General features: G+C 49.2%; 12 protein-coding genes. 7 read left to right on the top strand and 5 right to left on the bottom strand.

Annotated elements, in window-relative coordinates; all coding sequences use genetic code 11:
* Positions 1 to 23: 23 nt before the first annotated feature.
* Entirely contained in the window at positions 24 to 2,255 is a 2,232-nt protein-coding gene (locus tag F5I99_RS10050; protein ID WP_151055623.1) for an NADP-dependent isocitrate dehydrogenase, read from the bottom strand.
* Between the two features lie 255 nt (positions 2,256 to 2,510).
* Between F5I99_RS10050 and F5I99_RS10045 the strand changes: the two genes are divergently transcribed.
* Positions 2,511 to 4,157 carry an HD family phosphohydrolase gene (locus F5I99_RS10045; protein WP_151055621.1) on the top strand — a complete coding sequence of 549 codons (1,647 nt, stop codon included), beginning with the start codon at positions 2,511 to 2,513 and terminating at the stop codon, positions 4,155 to 4,157.
* The gene (locus F5I99_RS10040) at positions 4,132 to 4,902 is read left to right on the top strand and encodes a 3',5'-cyclic-nucleotide phosphodiesterase (RefSeq protein WP_151055619.1); all 771 of its coding nucleotides are present in this window, start codon (positions 4,132 to 4,134) and stop codon (positions 4,900 to 4,902) included. Before F5I99_RS10045 ends, F5I99_RS10040 begins: the two co-directional genes overlap by 26 nt.
* On the opposite strand, the gene F5I99_RS10035 is transcribed toward F5I99_RS10040, so the two are convergent.
* On the bottom strand, positions 4,864 to 6,108 hold the full coding sequence (locus F5I99_RS10035) for a DUF3095 family protein (protein ID WP_151055617.1): 1,245 nt from the start codon (positions 6,106 to 6,108) through the stop codon (positions 4,864 to 4,866). The genes F5I99_RS10040 and F5I99_RS10035 overlap by 39 nt on opposite strands.
* A 153-nt stretch (positions 6,109 to 6,261) precedes the next feature.
* Here F5I99_RS10035 and F5I99_RS10030 point away from each other — a divergent pair, with 153 nt between their 5' ends.
* The 3 genes from F5I99_RS10030 to F5I99_RS10020 all read left to right on the top strand — a co-directional run bounded on the left by F5I99_RS10030 (position 6,262) and on the right by F5I99_RS10020 (position 10,062).
* A complete protein-coding gene (locus F5I99_RS10030) occupies positions 6,262 to 7,260 on the top strand; it encodes an iron ABC transporter substrate-binding protein (protein WP_151055615.1) in 999 nt (332 codons plus the stop codon).
* Between the two features lie 106 nt (positions 7,261 to 7,366).
* Positions 7,367 to 8,983 carry an ABC transporter permease gene (locus tag F5I99_RS10025; protein ID WP_225307370.1) on the top strand — a complete coding sequence of 539 codons (1,617 nt, stop codon included), beginning with the start codon at positions 7,367 to 7,369 and terminating at the stop codon, positions 8,981 to 8,983.
* Positions 8,980 to 10,062 (top strand): ABC transporter ATP-binding protein, encoded by a 1,083-nt coding sequence (locus F5I99_RS10020; protein WP_151055613.1) that lies wholly within the window; start codon positions 8,980 to 8,982, stop codon positions 10,060 to 10,062. The genes F5I99_RS10025 and F5I99_RS10020 overlap by 4 nt, the downstream gene beginning before the upstream one ends.
* Before the next feature lie 31 nt (positions 10,063 to 10,093).
* Here the strand turns inward: F5I99_RS10020 and F5I99_RS10015 are convergent, their stop codons facing one another.
* The 3 genes from F5I99_RS10015 to pilB are packed head-to-tail and all read right to left on the bottom strand — an operon-like array spanning position 10,094 to position 13,932.
* Positions 10,094 to 10,948 (bottom strand): prepilin peptidase, encoded by an 855-nt coding sequence (locus F5I99_RS10015; protein ID WP_151055611.1) that lies wholly within the window; start codon positions 10,946 to 10,948, stop codon positions 10,094 to 10,096.
* A gap of 15 nt (positions 10,949 to 10,963) precedes the next feature.
* On the bottom strand, positions 10,964 to 12,196 hold the full coding sequence (locus F5I99_RS10010) for a type II secretion system F family protein (RefSeq protein ID WP_151055610.1): 1,233 nt from the start codon (positions 12,194 to 12,196) through the stop codon (positions 10,964 to 10,966).
* 17 nt (positions 12,197 to 12,213) lie between these two features.
* Positions 12,214 to 13,932 (bottom strand): type IV-A pilus assembly ATPase PilB, encoded by a 1,719-nt coding sequence (pilB, locus tag F5I99_RS10005; RefSeq protein WP_225307369.1) that lies wholly within the window; start codon positions 13,930 to 13,932, stop codon positions 12,214 to 12,216.
* A 163-nt stretch (positions 13,933 to 14,095) separates the two neighbouring features.
* Between pilB and F5I99_RS10000 the strand changes: the two genes are divergently transcribed.
* Together F5I99_RS10000 and F5I99_RS09995 are read left to right on the top strand one after the other, a co-directional pair.
* On the top strand, positions 14,096 to 15,697 hold the full coding sequence (locus F5I99_RS10000) for a two-component system sensor histidine kinase NtrB (RefSeq protein WP_151055608.1): 1,602 nt from the start codon (positions 14,096 to 14,098) through the stop codon (positions 15,695 to 15,697).
* A complete protein-coding gene (locus F5I99_RS09995) occupies positions 15,697 to 17,100 on the top strand; it encodes a sigma-54-dependent transcriptional regulator (protein ID WP_151055606.1) in 1,404 nt (467 codons plus the stop codon). Before F5I99_RS10000 ends, F5I99_RS09995 begins: the two co-directional genes overlap by 1 nt.
* Positions 17,101 to 17,102 lie beyond the last annotated feature (2 nt).

Genomic DNA, 17,102 nt, shown 5'->3' with positions numbered 1-17,102 from the left:
GCCCGGTCCCCGGGCGATAGGGCTTAGCGGAATTCAGCCAGAATTTCGTTAAGCGTTTTGCTTGGACACATTACCGCAACGGCTTTTGCTGCATCCGGGTGATAGTAACCACCGATATCGGCGGGTTTACCCTGCACTTCGCTCAGTTCCGCCAGAATTTTGTCCTGATTTTCAGTCAGCGCTTTGGCCAGAGAGGCGAAGCGTGCTTTCAGTTCAGGATCTTCATCCTGCGCAGCCAGTTCTTGTGCCCAGTACATCGCCAGGTAGAAGTGGCTGCCGCGGTTATCCAGCTCGCCGGTACGACGTGAAGGCGACTTGTTGTTTTCCAGCAGAGTTTCGGTAGCACGATCCAGCGCATGACCCAGAATACGAGCCTTAGGCAGATTTTCTTTCATGCCCAGCTCATCCAGAGACACGGCGATGGCCAGGAATTCACCCAGAGAATCCCAGCGCAGGTGGTTTTCCTGCAGTACCTGTTGAACATGCTTGGGTGCTGAACCACCTGCACCGGTTTCGTACATGCCACCACCGGCCAACATCGGCACGACAGACAGCATCTTAGCCGAGGTGCCCAGCTCCATAATCGGGAAGAGGTCGGTCAGATAGTCACGCAGTACGTTACCAGTGACAGAAATCGTATCCTGACCACGGATCAGACGCTCCATGGTACGGCGGATCGCTGGAATGTAAGAGTTAATACGAATGTCCAGACCTTCGGTATCATGGTCTTTCAGATAGAGTTCCACTTTTTTGCGTAGTTCAGCATCATGGGCACGTTCTTTATCCAGCCAGAAAATCGCTGGCGTGTCTGACTGACGTGAACGGGTAACCGCCAGTTTGACCCAGTCGCGGATAGCCGCGTCTTTGGTCTGGCAGGCGCGCCAGATATCGCCTTTTTCCACTTCATGCTGCATGATAACGCTGCCATCAGCGGCATTGACGATACGCATGATGCCATCTGCCTGCACTTCGAAGGTCTTGTCATGAGAACCATACTCTTCGGCTTTCATTGCCATCAGGCCGACGTTAGGAACAGTACCCATAGTGGTTGGATCAAATGCACCTTCGGTTTTACAGAAGTTGATCATCTCCTGATAGATACGCGCGTAAGTGCTTTCCGGCATAACCGCTTTAGTATCTTTCGACTTGCCATCCTGACCCCACATCTGACCGGAGTTACGGATCATTGCCGGCATAGAGGCATCGACAATAACATCACTGGGGATGTGCAGGTTAGTAATGCCTTTTACCGAATCAACCATCGCCATTTCAGGGCGACCGGCATAACAGGCATGAATATCTTCTTCGATCTCTTCCTGCTTGGAGTGCGGCAGGTTTTTGATGTTTTCGTAGACGCTGTTCAGACCATTATTGGGATTAACACCCAGTTCTTTGAACAGTTCGCCGTGTTTCTCAAACAGGTCTTTGTAATACACAGTCACCGCGTGGCCGAACACGATCGGGTGGGAAACCTTCATCATGGTGGCTTTGACGTGCAGTGACCACATTACGCCACTATCTTTGCAATCATTCAGTGTCTCTTCAAAGAAATCACGCAGTGCTTTGGCGCTCATGTACATGCCGTCCAGCACTTCGCCTTTTTCAAGGTGCAGCTCTTTCTTAACCTGTACTTGTCCATCCTTGCCAACAAACTCGATGCGCACATCGGTATCATCCGCCATGGTGGTGGACTTTTCACTGGAGTAGAAGTCGCCTTTACGCATGTAGTCAGCGTGAGAGCGAGATGCTTTGCTCCAGGCACCCATGGAGTGTGGGAATTTACGTGCAAAGGCTTTAACGGCTGGGGGAGCGCGACGATCTGAGTTGCCCTGACGCAGTACCGGGTTTACCGCACTGCCGAGGAGTTTACCGTAGCGTTCACGTATCTGTTTTTCTTCATCAGTTTTTGGCTCATCAACAAAGTTAGGAATGTCATAACCCTGCGACTGCAGCTCTTTGATGCAGGCTTTAAGCTGCGGAATAGATGCACTGATGTTAGGTAGTTTGATAATGTTGGCTGAAGGGTCTTTGGTCAGTTCACCCAGCTCAGCCAGGGTATCTGTAACACGTTGCTCTTCGGTGAGATTTTCAGGGAAAGCCGCGAGTACGCGTGCAGCAACAGAGATATCGCTGGTTTCAACACTGATTTCAGCAGCGGCTGTAAAGGTTCTTACAATGGGAAGCAGGGAACAGGTCGCAAGTGCTGGAGCTTCATCGGTGAGCGTATAAATAATTTTTGGACTTTTTTCTGTCATTTTATTCCCCAAATTGCATGGATGTGTCGCTTCAGTCGCTGATTACAGGCGCCTGAATCGCGTAAATTAGCTGTTGATTCTTTATTCTGGTAAAAAAACTACACTATTATTGTATCGAATCGCTACATTTTTTTATACGCTGAATTGTTAGACGATGGGCTAACGCAGCGATAGGACGCAGCTTTTCGAAGGCTGAAATGGCATACTATTTTGTACCTTGCGGTTTTGTGCCGTCAACCAGTTTGAGCTTAGTGTATGACTTTAAATGATACTGAAAAGCAGGGTAAGCCACTGGAACAGCAAGTACGTCGGCTGAATCAGATTGGTATTGCCTTGTCTGCCGAACATGATAAGTTGCAATTACTTGAGCTGATTCTCAGTAGTGCTCGTGAACTGACCAGTGCCGATGCGGGTACTCTTTATCTGCTAGATGAACACGCACAATGCTTGCAGTTTGCACTTGTCCAGAATGACCAGTTAGAGATTTATTTAGGGGGGCATCAACAGCCTGGTGTTGAGCTGTTTAAGCCTATCGCCCTGTATCTGGATAACGGGAAGCCAAATGAGCAGTTGGTTGTGGCTTGGTCGGTTTTACACCAGCAAACAATACGAATTGCCGATGCTTACGACCATAGCAGCTTCGATTTCAGTGGTACACGTACATTTGATCAGCAGAGTGGTTATCGCTCGCGTTCCTTTCTGACGGTGCCTTTGGTAAACCATGAGGGCGAAGTGTTTGCGGCCCTGCAGCTGATTAATAAGCTGTCATCTGGTGAAGTAGTTGCCTTTTCAGAAACGGATCAGGAACTGGCCGAATCCCTGGCCTCTCAGGCTGCTGTGGCCCTGACTAACCAGCGTCTGATTGAAGAAATGAAAATCCTGTTTGATAGTTTTACCCGGGTGTTGGCGACTGCAATAGACAAAAAATCGCCTCACACAGGTAATCATTGCCGACGCGTTCCAGATGCAACGCTGTTTCTGGCTGAAGCCGTATCAGCCTCAAACCATCCGGCTGTTAAAGACTTTGTTATGAGCGATGCCGATTTCTACGAGTTGAAAACAGCGGCCTGGCTACATGACTGCGGTAAAGTCGTTACACCACACCATGTGATGGAAAAATCACGCAAGCTGGAAACGGTGTTTGACCGCATAGAGTTGGTGGCTACACGTATTGAAATTCTGCTGCGTGATTTGGAAATACAGCAACTCAAACACTCCCCGACAGCCGCGGAGGCGGAAAAACTTGAGGCTGAGCAAGTGCAGCTACTCGAGGATCTTGAATTTCTCAGGCGCGTTAATGTCGGTACAGAATACACTACGGATGCTGATCTGATGCGCATACAAAGCCTGGCTGAGAAAAGTTGGGTCGATCATCAGGGAACACGACAATCACTTCTTAGCGATGATGAGCAAATGAACCTGTCGATTCGTCGGGGTACGTTGAATCCAGAAGAACGTCAGACTATGAATGACCATATGGTGGCGACCCTGGATATGCTGGAGCAGCTGCCTTTTCCCAAACACCTGCGACGTGTGCCTGAATATGCTGGCTGTCATCATGAGCGCATGGATGGTAAGGGCTACCCGAGGGGATTGACGCGTGATCAGATGTCAATTCCGGCTCGTGTTATGGGCGTTGCTGATGTGTTTGAAGCGCTTACCGCGAAAGAGCGCCCCTACAAGGAACCGATGAAACTATCGCAAGCACTGATGATTATGGGGCGTATGGTTGAGGATAAACATCTGGACCCTGATCTGTTTGCTGTATTTGTGGAAGCACGGGTATATGAACGTTATGCGGCAATACATTTATCACCGGAGCAGATAGATGATGTTGATATAGCCGCATTGCCTGGATTGAATAAGGACATCATTGATGAAAATCGAAGTCCTAGGTTGTAGTGGGGGTATGGGGAGTGGTGAGTACACTACCTGCATTCGAATTGATGAACATTTGTTGATTGATGCGGGCAGTGGACTGGGGAAGCTCTCACAGAATGATATGTTAGCTATTAAACAGGTGTTTTTGACTCATGCTCACCTGGACCATATTTGTTTTTTGCCGTTGCTGCTTGATAATCTGTTTGAGTTGCTGGAATCGCCGGTTGAGGTGCTGGCACTACCGGAGACTTTGGAGGTGCTGCGCGAGCATATTTTCAATTGGCAGGTTTGGCCTGATTTCAGTGTGTTACCGGATAAGCATCAGCCGGTATTGTGTTATCGGCCTTTAAGTGTATCGACTCCCTTGCAAACAGTCGATTTAACTGTGATTCCTATGCCTGCAAGCCATGCCGTTCCTGCTTGCGGTTATCGCGTTGTATCAACAGAGGGTAAGGTGTTTTGTTTCAGCGGTGACACTAGCTATGATGCTTCTGTACTTCAGACTTTTAATCAGGCCGGCCCTATTAATATGCTGATGCTGGAGTGTGCATTCCCTGAACGCCTGAAAACAGTTGCAGATCAGAGCAAACACTTGACGCCTCAAGGTTTGAAGCAGTTTCTGCTGCAACTGGAGCAGCCGCCAGAAAACGTGTTGATCACGCACTTGAAACCTGCTTTCAGAAAAGAGATCTGTGATGAATTGACTGACCTGAAGCTACCCTCGACGTTACACTTTCTCAGCTCGGGCGAGACGTTTTTCCTTTAATACTACAGATGCTCGCCAAAACCCCAGTGCTTGTCCATCAACAAAGTGGATATGATCATTGGCTTGAAAGTCTCCTACCAGACAAGTGAGTGTAGAAGCCTCGCTGGAGGCTGTGCCGTAAAGGATTTCGCCGCGAGCCTCGGCTGCATCCAGCAGCTTTAATGTTGCCGTGACTTCATCAGGGGTCAGATCCAGTACCATACGAGGGCCACCCGCTTGTTTGCGAAAATCACTGCGATTATGCAAGCTGTTTAGATAGCGCTTGGCATCCACCGGGCCAAGTTTTCCGCCTATCCGCCAAGCCAGCCAAAGGATGAAAGAACCCAAATATACTCGCAATAAGCGTTTCAATGGTGAGCCAATATTAGGGTTTTTTAACTCACGTGAAACCGAGCGCCAGGCAGGAATGGCAGGGGGCGTCAATTGTTCCAGTTTACCAAGCGGTGAGCTTAGCTCGCCGGGAGCAATACGATTCAGTTCGCGAAACAGGCTATCCAGAGCCCGGATACCTTCATCACCGGGGGGCAGGGGATCGATGATGATTGATAAGATACAACCTCGATGTGAGGGAATAGGGTGCCAGCGACAAGACAGGTTTTCCAGTCCCGGGAGTGCGCCCTGCGCGGGTGGTATATGCCACTGAGAGTCTTGTTTTACCCAATCATCTGCTGCCTGAATCCCTTCACCCAGGAACAGGCCAAATGCATGCTTATCACTAACCATCTGCAAGGATGCATAGGTTTTCAGGCCAGACTGGTTTAAAGATTTTACCGGTACCATGCCAATTCGCAGTTCAATGGAAAAGACTTCTTTGGCCCAATAGGCGAGGGCGGCAAGTAAGGTTCTGACCTGTTCAGCCTTGTCACCGGGTACTGCTGCTAAAATTCCGTCACCGCCAAACTGGACGGCTGCCAGTTCATCATTGCTGGTTAGTGCCGGTGTCAATACCGCAACAGCGGCACCAGCAATAAAATTGACATCCTTATCACGACCCGCACTGGCAAGTTGTGTACTGCCTACCACATCGGCAACAGCGATATACCAGTTATCAGGCAGTTGCTGGTAATGGCTCAGATCAAGCGCTTGTTGTTCAAAGTTAATGATTCTGTGAAGCATGGCATTAAATCCCGGAATATCAGCAGATAATATAGCATGAAGCTGAAGTCTGGCAGGAATGCGGCGAGCCGATAAACGCGGTTTATCCATGGAATTGCATTAATAGCGTATTTTTAATGATAACAAATCTTATTTGTGTTGACTAAGTAAGTATAAGTGATAATAATTATCTTTAAGTGTTTTGAGTGATCTCTTTAGGTCACTGCAAAATGTTCTTACTCCAATTACAAAATAGGTTGTCTGATGCAAAAGAAACTTTATACCGGCATGGCGCTCATCGGTGCGCTAGTAGCAGCCCCCTTCGTTGCAGCGACAGAGTTGACCCTCTACTCAGGTCGTGGTGAATCATTAGTGCAACCCATTATTGAACAGTTTGAAAAGAAAAGTGGTATCAATGTAAATGTGCGTTATGGCGATACAGCACAACTGGCCGTACTGATTCAGGAAGAGGGTGATCGCTCTCCTGCGGACCTATATTGGGGGCAGGATGCTGGCGCAATGGGCGCCTTGGCAAATTCGGGTATGCTCGATGAGCTGCCAGATAGCCTATACGCTAATCTACCCGAAATTTTTACCAGCAATACCGGACAGTGGGTGGCAGCGAGTGGTCGTTCACGTGTTGTAGCTTATTCTACTGAACGTGTTTCTGAGGATGAAATTCCTGCTTCTGTTTTTGATGCGACCAACCCTGAATACAAAGGCCGTTTTGGCTTTGCACCAACAAATGGTAGCTTTCAGTCTTTTGTGACGGCTATGCGTGCTGTTCACGGCGATGCGAAAACCCTGGAATGGCTTGAGGGTATGAAAGCCAACGACGCTAAAATCTACCGTAACAACTCCACGCAAGTTCAGGCGATTGGTGACGGCGAGATAGACTTCGGCCTGGTTAATAATTATTATTTACCCCGCTTTGTCGCTGTGGACGCTGACTTTCCTGTGAAGCAGACCTACTTTAAAAAAGATGACATAGGTAATCTGGTAAATGTAGCTGGCGTTGCTGTTCTTAAAACCAGTGACAACAAAGAAGCCGCTGTAGAGTTTATCGAATACATGCTGTCTCCTTCTGCTCAGCAATATTTCACTTCTGTAGTGAATGAGTACCCGGTTGTTGATGGTATAATTCCTAATCCAGTTCTGGGTAGCCTGGAAACTTTGTTAGATGTTGCACCTGTTGTTGATCTGGATCAATTGTCTGATCTGGAAGGTACCCTTAAGCTTCTGCGTGATGCTGAATTGCTGTAACTGAGACAGCTGACCGGTAGCAGTCCTGGCATTGCTACCGGTTATGTGTTTTCAGCAGTTGCGTTACCAGAGTTCTAGCCAGAGATGTTTGTTGAAGTGGGTGGTAATGCATAATCATAGTAAGGTAGAGGCTGGTAAGCACGAATCATTACAAGTCAAAGTTAAACGTCCCCCTCTGTATTTGCTGGTACCTGCTGTTGCTGTATCGGTTTGCATGATTATTCCTCTGCTGTATCTTTTCCTTCGCGCAGGGCAAGCTGAGCCTGATCAATTGATGGAGCTGGTTTTCCGTCCGCGAAACTTTCAACTGCTTCTCAATACCCTGGCCTTAGCCGGTGGCGTGTTATTTATTTGCACTTTTCTGGCATTACCCTTGGCTTGGCTGGTAACTCGCAGTGATATCCGCGCCAAACGTTTACTGACTATTATGGCTGTAGTGCCGCTTGCAGTACCTGGGTATGTCATGGCTTATGCGTTGTTGGGCGTCGGTGGAAACCTGGGTGTATTGTCGCAGGTGTTTGGCATACAAGTGCAGAATATTTCTGGCTACTGGGGCGCTGTGTGGGCTTTGGCGCTTTATACTTTTCCGTATATTTTTCTGAATCTTCGTGCTGCACTGCTTGGGTTGGACACTAGCCTGGAAGAAAGTGCTCAGAGTCTTGGTTATTCCCGAGCTGAAGTATTCCGCAAGATTATGCTGCCGCACCTGATGCCCGCTTTGCTGGCAGGTTATTTAGTGGTAGGGCTTTATGTGCTGGGTGATTTCGGTGCGGTTGCGCTGATGCGTTATGAAGCTTTCAGTTATGCGATTTTTACCCAGTATTCAGGCGCATTTGATCGAATTTATGCGGCCTGGTTGTCCATTATGCTATTGGTGCTTGCCGCCAGCTTTCTGGTTATGGAAGCTTATTTGCTCAAGCGTAAACGGCTTGCCAGTGTGGGTAGTGGTGTTGCGCGTTCTGCGGCTCCCCAGCGTTTAGGTAAGCTGGCCTTGCCTGCATGGATCTATATAGGCTTTGTTTTTGCTGCCTCTATTGGACTGCCCATAGCCATGTTGTCTTATTGGGTGATTGTGGTCCCACCGGATATAAGTGTGTTTCTTCAGGTGCCCTGGACTTTCTTGCGCTCTGCTGCCGCCGCTGCTCCAGCGGCTGTCCTGGCGGCAACTATGGCCTTGCCGGTTTGTTACTTGTCGGTTCGCTATCCTTCACGCCTGACCAGCGCGATAGAGCAATCAACCTATATAGGTTATGCCTTGCCACCACTGACATTGGCACTTGCTATGGTGTTTTTTGCATTGCAGACAGCGTATTTCTTTTATCAGACGCTGGGATTATTGATTTTTGCCTGGACGCTGGCGACACTGGCGTTAGCGATGGGGCCGATTCGCAGTGCAATTATTCAAACCCGGCCGAACACTGAAGAAGCGGCGTATTCATTAGGCTATGGTCCAGTGAGTACATTTTTCTATGTTGTTTTTCCACGCCTGCGCCGTGGTATTCTAGCCTCTTTGGCGCTGGTTTTTCTATTCTGCATGAAAGAGCTGCCGATTACCTTTCTACTGGCGCCGACAGGGTATAGTACACTGGCTGTGACGGTGTTCTCGCGCACTTCCGAAGGGTTAATGGCTGAGGCCGCGCCTTTTGCGGCTGCGATAGTGCTTTTCTCTGGTCTGTCTGTGGGCATGGTCTTGAATCGTGAAAAAATCAAGGGGAGTCAATGAACAGTCAGCAAATGGTTACAGGGGCTATTCAGATTGAAGACCCGGCGATTGATACGCGTGATATTCAGATTCAGGCGCTGCATCTGAATAAGCGTTACCGCCGTGACGATGCTCTGGCGGTGAATGATTTGTCGTTTACTTTGCATAAGGGTGAAATATTAGCCTTGTTAGGGCCCAGTGGCTGTGGCAAAACTACCACACTGCGGATGATTGCCGGTTTTGAGCAGGCTGATAGCGGTCAGATTTTTTTGCAGGGGCGCGAAGTAACCCATCTGACACCGCAGCAGCGTAAAATCGGCATAGTGTTTCAGGATTACGCGTTATTCCCACACATGACCATTGAGCAAAATGTCATGTTTGCCATGCGTGATACTCCTAAGGGCGAGCGTGCCGATAAAGCTACCAGCTGGCTGGAGTTGATGCGCCTGGATACACTACGTCAGCGTTACCCTAATGAGTTATCCGGTGGGCAGCAACAGCGCGTAGCTCTGGCCCGTACACTGGCGGCTGAACCAGAACTGGTACTACTGGATGAGCCTTTTTCTAACCTGGATGCTTCATTACGTGAATCAACCCGTAATGAAATGCGTGCGCTGTTTAAGCGTTCTGGTACAACGGTGATTCTGGTGACACACGATCAGGCAGAAGCGCTCACCTTTGCTGATAAGGTGGGGGTGATGAATCAGGGTTTTCTGGTTCAGACCGATACGCCCCAGCAGGTGTATCAGCATCCTGCCAATGCCTTTGTGGCCCGTTTTCTGGGGCATACCAATCTGCTTTATGGCGATGCGCTGGATGGCTTTGTCAATACACCACTGGGCCAGTTGCAGGTTGAGAAAAGTCTACAGGGGCAGGTGCAGATGTCGGTACGCCCTGAAGACCTGCATTTGAGTCCAGCACCTCGCTGTGATGCAGCGGCTCGGGTGATCTCCCGGGAGTTTCGTGGTCATGATTACTTCTACACGCTGGAACGTGATGGCGTACAGTACTGTGTTATCGCACCGCGTCATCAGAACTTTGAGGTTGGTAGCTGGGTAAACATTAATGTGCTGCGTGGTGGTTCAGTACTGTCAGGCTAATAAGTCGATGACACTGCTGCAGGACTTAGCCTTAACTACTTAGGTACCAGCGCATGATTGGCTCGCCCCAGAGTATTGCAAACCAGCCGGCAATGGCCAGATAAGGGCCAAAAGGCAAAGGGTTTGCGGCCTGATGCTTACGCAGTGCGATCATGCCACCCGCCAGTAGAACGCCAGCTACCGATGAGAACAAAATAATCATGGGTAAGCTGATGGCCCCACCCCAGGCGCCCAGTGCGGCCAGGAGCTTAAAGTCGCCGTAACCCATGCCTTCCTTGCCGGTCAACAGTTTAAACGCCCAATAGACACACCAGAGCGCCAGGTAGCCTAATGCAGCACCCCAGACGGCGTTGCCAAGTGTAGTAAATACTTCAAAGCTGTTAAGTAGTAATCCCAGCCAGAGCAGCGGCAGGGTAATACTGTCGGGCAGGAGTTGGTGGTCTATATCGATAAACGTCAAGGCAATCAATGCCCAGGTCAGCAACATCAGCGCCAGTCCTGTCAGCGTTATACCGTACTGCCAGGCAATGAATGCACATAGAAGACCACTGAGCAGCTCAATCAACGGATAGCGAGGGCTGATCACGCTGCTGCATGAGCTGCACTTGCCCCGTAAGGCCAGCCAACTGATCACAGGAATATTTTCATACCAGCGAATCAAATGCCCACAGTGGTTGCAACGCGAGCGTGGAACTGCCAGGTTGAAGTTGTCTTGCGGTTTCGTCGTAGTTGAGTCTGCGGCAATGGCCGCTTGCCATTCACGCTCCATCATTACCGGTAAACGCAAAATAACTACATTCAGAAAACTGCCTACCAACAAAGCCAGCAGCAGAGCGAAGAAAACGGCCCACCAGGTGTGGGCCGCAAAGAGTTCAAACATTAACATATATGTTGGTAAACCTTAGACAACATTACCCAACTGGAAGATTGGCAGGTACATGGCGATAACCAGACCCCCGACCAGAGTGCCCAGTACGACCATGATTAAAGGTTCAAGCAGGCTGGACAGGTTATCAACGGCATTGTCGACCTCCTCTTCGTAAAAAGAGGCAATTTTGTCCAGCATGGTATCCAGTGAACCCGCTTCCTCGCCTATGGAGATCATTTGCGTCACCATGGCAGGAAAGATGCCCGTCATATTAACCGCATTCTGCAAAGACTGACCGGTGGATACCCCGTTACGTACCTGAATGATCGCTGTTCTGAAAACCACATTGCCTGCCGCCCCGGCGGCTGAATCGAGTGCTGAAACCAGCGGAACACCAGCGGCAAAGGTGGTGGACAGGGTGCGTGAAAAACGCGCAATAGCGGCCTTGTACAGGATGGCACCCAATACCGGAATCTTGAGCACAAAGCGGTCTACGGCATCATGGAATTTTTGTGATTTCTCCATCAGCTTGGTAAACCCAAAACCGAGCAGAACAAAGCCGATCAGGGCGAAAAACCAGTATTTCTGCGCCAGGTCTGACAGACCAATGACAAACAGGGTGAAGGCTGGCAGGTCAGCACCAAAGCTGCTGAAAATGTCCTGGAACTGTGGCACAACCTTAACCAGTAGAATGGCGGAAACGATAATACCCACGGCAACCACCGCCGCCGGGTAGGTCATGGCTTTTTTGATCTTGGCTTTCAGTGATTCAATTTTTTCTTTGTAGGTGGCAATTCGGTCGAGCATGGTTTCCAGTGCACCGGACTGTTCGCCAGCCCTGACCAGAGAACAGGTCAGATCATCAAATTGTTTCGGGTGACGGCTCAGCGCCGTGGAAAAGTCACTGCCGCCATTCACTTCGTTACGTATATCGTACGTGAGTTCTTTGAGCTTTAGCTTTTCTGTACCGTTGGCAACAATCTCAAGACCCTGTAACAGCGGAACACCCGATTTCATCATCGTCGCCATCTGGCGGGTGAAAAATGCGACATCGAGCGGTTTAACCGGCTTGTTTTTATTGCCCAGCAACGACATGTTGCTTTGCTTGGAAACCTTATTGGGGTTGATGCCTTGTTTGCGCAACAATGATTTGGCAATTGCCACATTTTCAGCGTCGATTTTACCCTTACTGCGATTACCACTGCGATCCTTGCCTTCCCATTGGAACGTGGCTTTTTTCTTTTCCTTTTTTGCTGCTGTAGCCATCTGAGTTATTTCCCTTATCAGGTTTTAATAACGCGATTCATTTCTTCAAGACTAGTCAGGCCATTGGCGACTTTAAGTAGTCCGGATTCACGGAGAGTTTTGAATCCCTGTTTGCGTGCAACGCGTAATATATCCAGTGAATTGCCGTTTTCCATAATACATTCGGCAACCTCTTGTGTCATGGCAAGCATCTCATAAATACCGACACGTCCCTTGTAACCACGGTTACATTTTGAGCAACCCTCATGATTTGCTTCGTAAAGGTGCAGGTCAGGGATCTGATCGGGTTTAAACCCTTCCTCAAGCAGTGTGGCCTCCGGCAGGTCAGTCGGGCGTTTACAGGATTCACATAAACGCCGTCCTAATCGCTGGGCTATTATCAGGCTGACTGAGGTGGCTACGTTAAAGGCCGGGACACCCATGTTGCGCAGACGCGTCAGTGTCTCGGGTGCGCTGTTGGTGTGTAGCGTTGATAGAACCATGTGGCCAGTTTGTGCTGCTTTAATGGCAATTTCAGCTGTTTCCAGATCGCGTATCTCACCAACCATGACGACATCCGGGTCCTGTCGCAGGAAAGAGCGCAAGGCTTCAGCAAAGGTCAGGCCCACTTTGATATTCACGTGTACCTGGTTGATGCCGTCCATGTTGATCTCGACCGGGTCTTCAGCAGTTGAGATATTGCGTTCAGCGGTATTGAGAATGTTCAAGCCGGTATAGAGGGTAACGGTTTTACCAGAACCAGTTGGTCCTGTAACCAGAATCATGCCCTGTGGTTGTTCCAGGGTAGTCAGGTAGATTTTTTTCTGATCGGGCTCAAAGCCCAGTGCTTCAACACCTATTTGGGCACTGGTCGGATCGAGTATACGTAATACAATTTTCTCGCCCCAGAGAGTCGGTAACGAGTTAACACGAAAATCAATGGCGCGAGTCTTGGATATTTTCATCTTGATGCGCCCGTCTTGTGGCACGCGCTTTTCGGAAATATCCATTTGTGACATGACTTTGAGTCGGGCTGCCAGACGAGTAGCCAGATTCATCGGTGGGCGATGCACCTCTTGCAATATACCATCGATACGACAGCGTACCCGGTAGCTTTTTTCGTAAGGTTCAAAGTGAATATCTGATGCGCCGGTCTTGATCGCATCCATAAGCACTTTATTGATAAAACGCACGATTGGCGCTTCACTGGCTGCATCTTCAGCCGACTGCTCTTCGTCTTTTTTCTGAGAGCTATCGTCAATATCAAGGTTGTCCAGATCAGCGTCATCAAGGTCACCCAGTGCAGAACTTTGTTGCTGATCGAGGTAGACATCCAGTGCGGCTGACAGTTTATCTTCTTCTACAATGACAACTTCAGTAATGATGCCGGTCTGGAATTTGATTTCATCAATGCCCTGCATATTGGTTGGGTCGGCCACCGCAACAAATAAACGATTGTCACGTTTCATTAAGGGCAAAATGTGGTGCTTGGTGATCAGAGCGTCAGAAACAATCTCTTTGGGGAGTGAATCTCCGGGGATGGCATCCAGATCCAGCAACGGCAGACCAAACTCTTCAGCAGCGGCTGAAGCGGCGCGGTGTGCACTGACCAGGCGTTGTTTAATGATATAGCTGACAAATGGTTGCTTGGCATCGCGTGACTTGTTTATTGCATCTGTTGCAACTTCGGATGAAAAAACACCATCCATGACAAGGCGTCTGGCAAGTCCGCTAAGTGGTTGAGCCCCTTGTGCCACAGTAACTCCCAAGCTAATCTAGTTGTTTATAATATTACAGCATAGCAATCAAATCACAGTTAATCACAGTTATCAATTGCCTAGGCTCTTATGTCGCGGGCAATGCGGCTTTATTTGATCCGGCGCAAGGATTCAGATACGCCATCTATGGGATAAGCAGTTTATGCAAGCAAGTCAAAAAGCATGGCGTATTATGCGTCTGCTGACGGTTTACCGGATTATACTGGCATTGTTGCTGATGGTGTTGATTTCTACTGGCTATCTGCCTGAACCTTTGGGAGAAACGGCACCGCGGCTGTTCCTGGTAGTGGCCTCAGTTTATGTTGTGGTGACGCTCCTGGCGATCTATCCCTTGTTGTTGCGAACCCCTGGCTATATATGGCAGGTGTATTTTTATACCTGTGTCGATATTCTGGTATTTACGCTGATGATGCATGCAAGTGGAGGCGTTGCCAGTGGTGTTGGTATGCTTATGGTCGTTAGTATTGCCAATGCCAGTATGCTGTTGGCAGGGCGTATGTCGGTGTTTTTTGCAGCGCTGGCTTCCCTGGCCGTGCTGGGACAGCAGTTTTATAGTCAGCTGTATGGCACGGCCAGTGCTTACAACTACTCCATGGCAGGTCTATTGGGGTTAACGCTGATTGTGACATCAGTTTTGGCTACTGTTTTAGCACGACAAGCCCGTGAGAGTGCGGATCTGGCTCATTCCAGAGGCGTTGATCTGGCCAATATGTCTGAATTGACCGAGCAGGTGATCAGCCAGATGGCAACTGGAGTGCTTGTGGTGGATGAACAGCATCATGTGCGCCTGGTGAATGGGGCTGCAAGGCGCTTGCTTGATGCGCCTTCGCAGATGTTAGGCACACATTTGCAGCAATTTAGTATAGAGCTGAATTTACAATTGCGGCTTTGGCGTGGGCAAGGGCGACAGAGCTATGAAAAAAGTTCGATTGAAACCCTGCCTGCCAGTCTGCTGGTGCAAATGATCAAAGTGGGGCGTGCCGGCGATGACACCAAGACCGGTGTACTTATATTTCTTGAAGATGCCGCTGCGGTTAATGATCAGTCTCAGCAGTTGCGTCTGGCGGCACTGGGTCGGTTAACCGCCGGTATTGCACATGAAATTCGTAATCCGTTGAGCGCCATACGCCATGCAGGTGAGCTGTTGGCTGAGTCTGATAAGCTGCCCTCTGAAGACTTGCGTCTGACTGATATTATTCAGGAGAATACGGCACGGGTGAATAGGATAGTTGAAGATGTACTGCAATTGGGTAATCGTGATAGAGTTTTTGGTGAAAAAATACAATTAAACAAATACTTAAAGAGTTTTGTTGAAGAAATATATTGTTTGCATTCCGAGGCGCGTTCCGTATTGGTAATCAATGACCAGAGTGTCGAGCCGCTGACAGTGTATTTCGATTCAGGTCATCTGCACCAGATTCTCAGCAATTTATGTCAAAATGCATTGAATTTTGCCAGTCAGTCACTTTCTTCACCCAGAGTGACCCTGCTGCTGGCCGGTGACACCAAACGAGGCTGTTATCTGGAGGTCATTAACAATGGACCACTGGTTCAGCCACAGGAAAAAGAACGTTTGTTCGAGCCCTTTTTTACCACAACAAGTAAGGGTACCGGGCTGGGGCTTTATCTGTCCAAAGAGCTTGCGCAAGCCAATCAATGTCATCTTGCACATCAGCAGCAAAATGAAAACACCTGTTTCAGATTAAGTTTTGGTCAACAAGCGATTATCAGGGAGTCTGATTAATGAAAAGTGTAAGCGCTACTGACCGGTCTCGGGTTGTACAACCCAGAGTGCTGGTAGTGGATGATGAACCGGATATTCGTGAGTTGATCCGACTGACCTTGACGCGAATGCAGGTAGATTGCCTGGAGGCGGCGACGCTGGCCGAAGCGTTACAATTGCTGGATCAGCAGGGACAGGGGAGGATTCAACTCTGTCTGACTGATATGCGTCTGCCCGATGGTAACGGTATGGATCTGATCTATCGCATCCAAAAATACTACTCACACATTCCTGTCGCGATGATTACGGCGCATGGCAATATGAGTAGTGCCATTGAGGCACTCAAAGCCGGTGCTTTTGATTTTCTGAACAAGCCTGTTGAGTTGCAGACGTTACGTAATCTGGTTACGTCTGCTGTTAGATTGGAAAAACAACAGCAAATCGCTCCTGGATGTGACCCAGGACCTGAATTGATGGGGCAGTCACGTGCGATTGAAAAAATACGTGCTCTGGTTGTCCGCCTTTCACGCAGCCTGGCCCCCGTGCATATTTCGGGCGAGTCGGGCACAGGTAAAGAGCTGGTTGCTCGTATGTTGCACCATCGCAGTCACCGTTGTGACAAACCCTTTATTGCTGTGAACTGTGGAGCTATTCCGGCTGATCTGATGGAAAGTGAATTTTTTGGTCATCGTAAAGGTAGCTTTACTGGTGCAACTCAACATAAAGAGGGGCTGTTTCAGGCGGCGGAGGGGGGAACACTTTTCCTTGACGAGGTGGCTGACTTACCTCTGGATATGCAAGTGAAGCTGCTGCGTGCTATTCAGGAAAAATCAGTCAGGCCGGTTGGGGCACAAAAAGAAGAGTTTGTTGATGTGCGTATTGTTAGTGCAACTCATGAAGACTTGGCCGCGAAAGTGGAGTCAGGCGAGTTTCGTGAAGACCTCTACTACCGTATCAATGTGATTGAGCTACGGGTGCCGCCACTGCGGGAGCATGCCGAGGATATCCCTTATCTGGCTGCGTATTTTCTGCAGCAGCTGGCTACAGAGATGGGGCGTTCGGCCCCACGTTTGTCGGCCGAGGCGCAAGAACGCCTGTGTCGGCATCGTTTTCCCGGTAATGTACGCGAGTTGGAAAATGTGCTGGCACGTGCGATTACCCTCAATGAAGGTGATCTGATAGAAATTGAGGATATTCAGCTCGATAATCGCAGCCAGTCAGCCTGTGACGAGGCGACAGCAGGCGCAAATGGATTGCAAAAAGTGTGTAGTATGGGGCTGGAGGCTTATCTGGAGCTGGTCGAAAGACAGATCCTTCAGGAGGCCCTGGAAGCCACTCATTTCAACAAAACAGCCGCTGCCCGAAAGCTGGGTATCACCTTTCGAACCCTGCGCTATCGGCTTAAAAAGCTTGAAATGGACTAGGT

The sequence above is a fragment of the Nitrincola iocasae genome (assembly GCF_008727795.1).
GTDB classification, from domain to species: domain Bacteria; phylum Pseudomonadota; class Gammaproteobacteria; order Pseudomonadales; family Balneatricaceae; genus Nitrincola; species Nitrincola iocasae.
This window is presented reverse-complemented; position numbering and strand designations above follow the sequence as displayed.

What these genes read in the sequence shown, in the direction of transcription:
- F5I99_RS10050 (WP_151055623.1), bottom strand. Translation starts at nt 2,255, where the DNA reads ATGACAGAAAAAAGTCCAAAAATTATTTATACGCTCACCGATGAAGCT.
- F5I99_RS10045 (WP_151055621.1), top strand. Translation starts at nt 2,511, where the DNA reads ATGACTTTAAATGATACTGAAAAGCAGGGTAAGCCACTGGAACAGCAA.
- F5I99_RS10040 (WP_151055619.1), top strand. Translation starts at nt 4,132, where the DNA reads ATGAAAATCGAAGTCCTAGGTTGTAGTGGGGGTATGGGGAGTGGTGAG.
- F5I99_RS10035 (WP_151055617.1), bottom strand. Translation starts at nt 6,108, where the DNA reads ATGGATAAACCGCGTTTATCGGCTCGCCGCATTCCTGCCAGACTTCAG.
- F5I99_RS10030 (WP_151055615.1), top strand. Translation starts at nt 6,262, where the DNA reads ATGCAAAAGAAACTTTATACCGGCATGGCGCTCATCGGTGCGCTAGTA.
- F5I99_RS10025 (WP_225307370.1), top strand. Translation starts at nt 7,367, where the DNA reads ATGCATAATCATAGTAAGGTAGAGGCTGGTAAGCACGAATCATTACAA.
- F5I99_RS10020 (WP_151055613.1), top strand. Translation starts at nt 8,980, where the DNA reads ATGAACAGTCAGCAAATGGTTACAGGGGCTATTCAGATTGAAGACCCG.
- F5I99_RS10015 (WP_151055611.1), bottom strand. Translation starts at nt 10,948, where the DNA reads ATGTTAATGTTTGAACTCTTTGCGGCCCACACCTGGTGGGCCGTTTTC.
- F5I99_RS10010 (WP_151055610.1), bottom strand. Translation starts at nt 12,196, where the DNA reads ATGGCTACAGCAGCAAAAAAGGAAAAGAAAAAAGCCACGTTCCAATGG.
- F5I99_RS10000 (WP_151055608.1), top strand. Translation starts at nt 14,096, where the DNA reads ATGCAAGCAAGTCAAAAAGCATGGCGTATTATGCGTCTGCTGACGGTT.
- F5I99_RS09995 (WP_151055606.1), top strand. Translation starts at nt 15,697, where the DNA reads ATGAAAAGTGTAAGCGCTACTGACCGGTCTCGGGTTGTACAACCCAGA.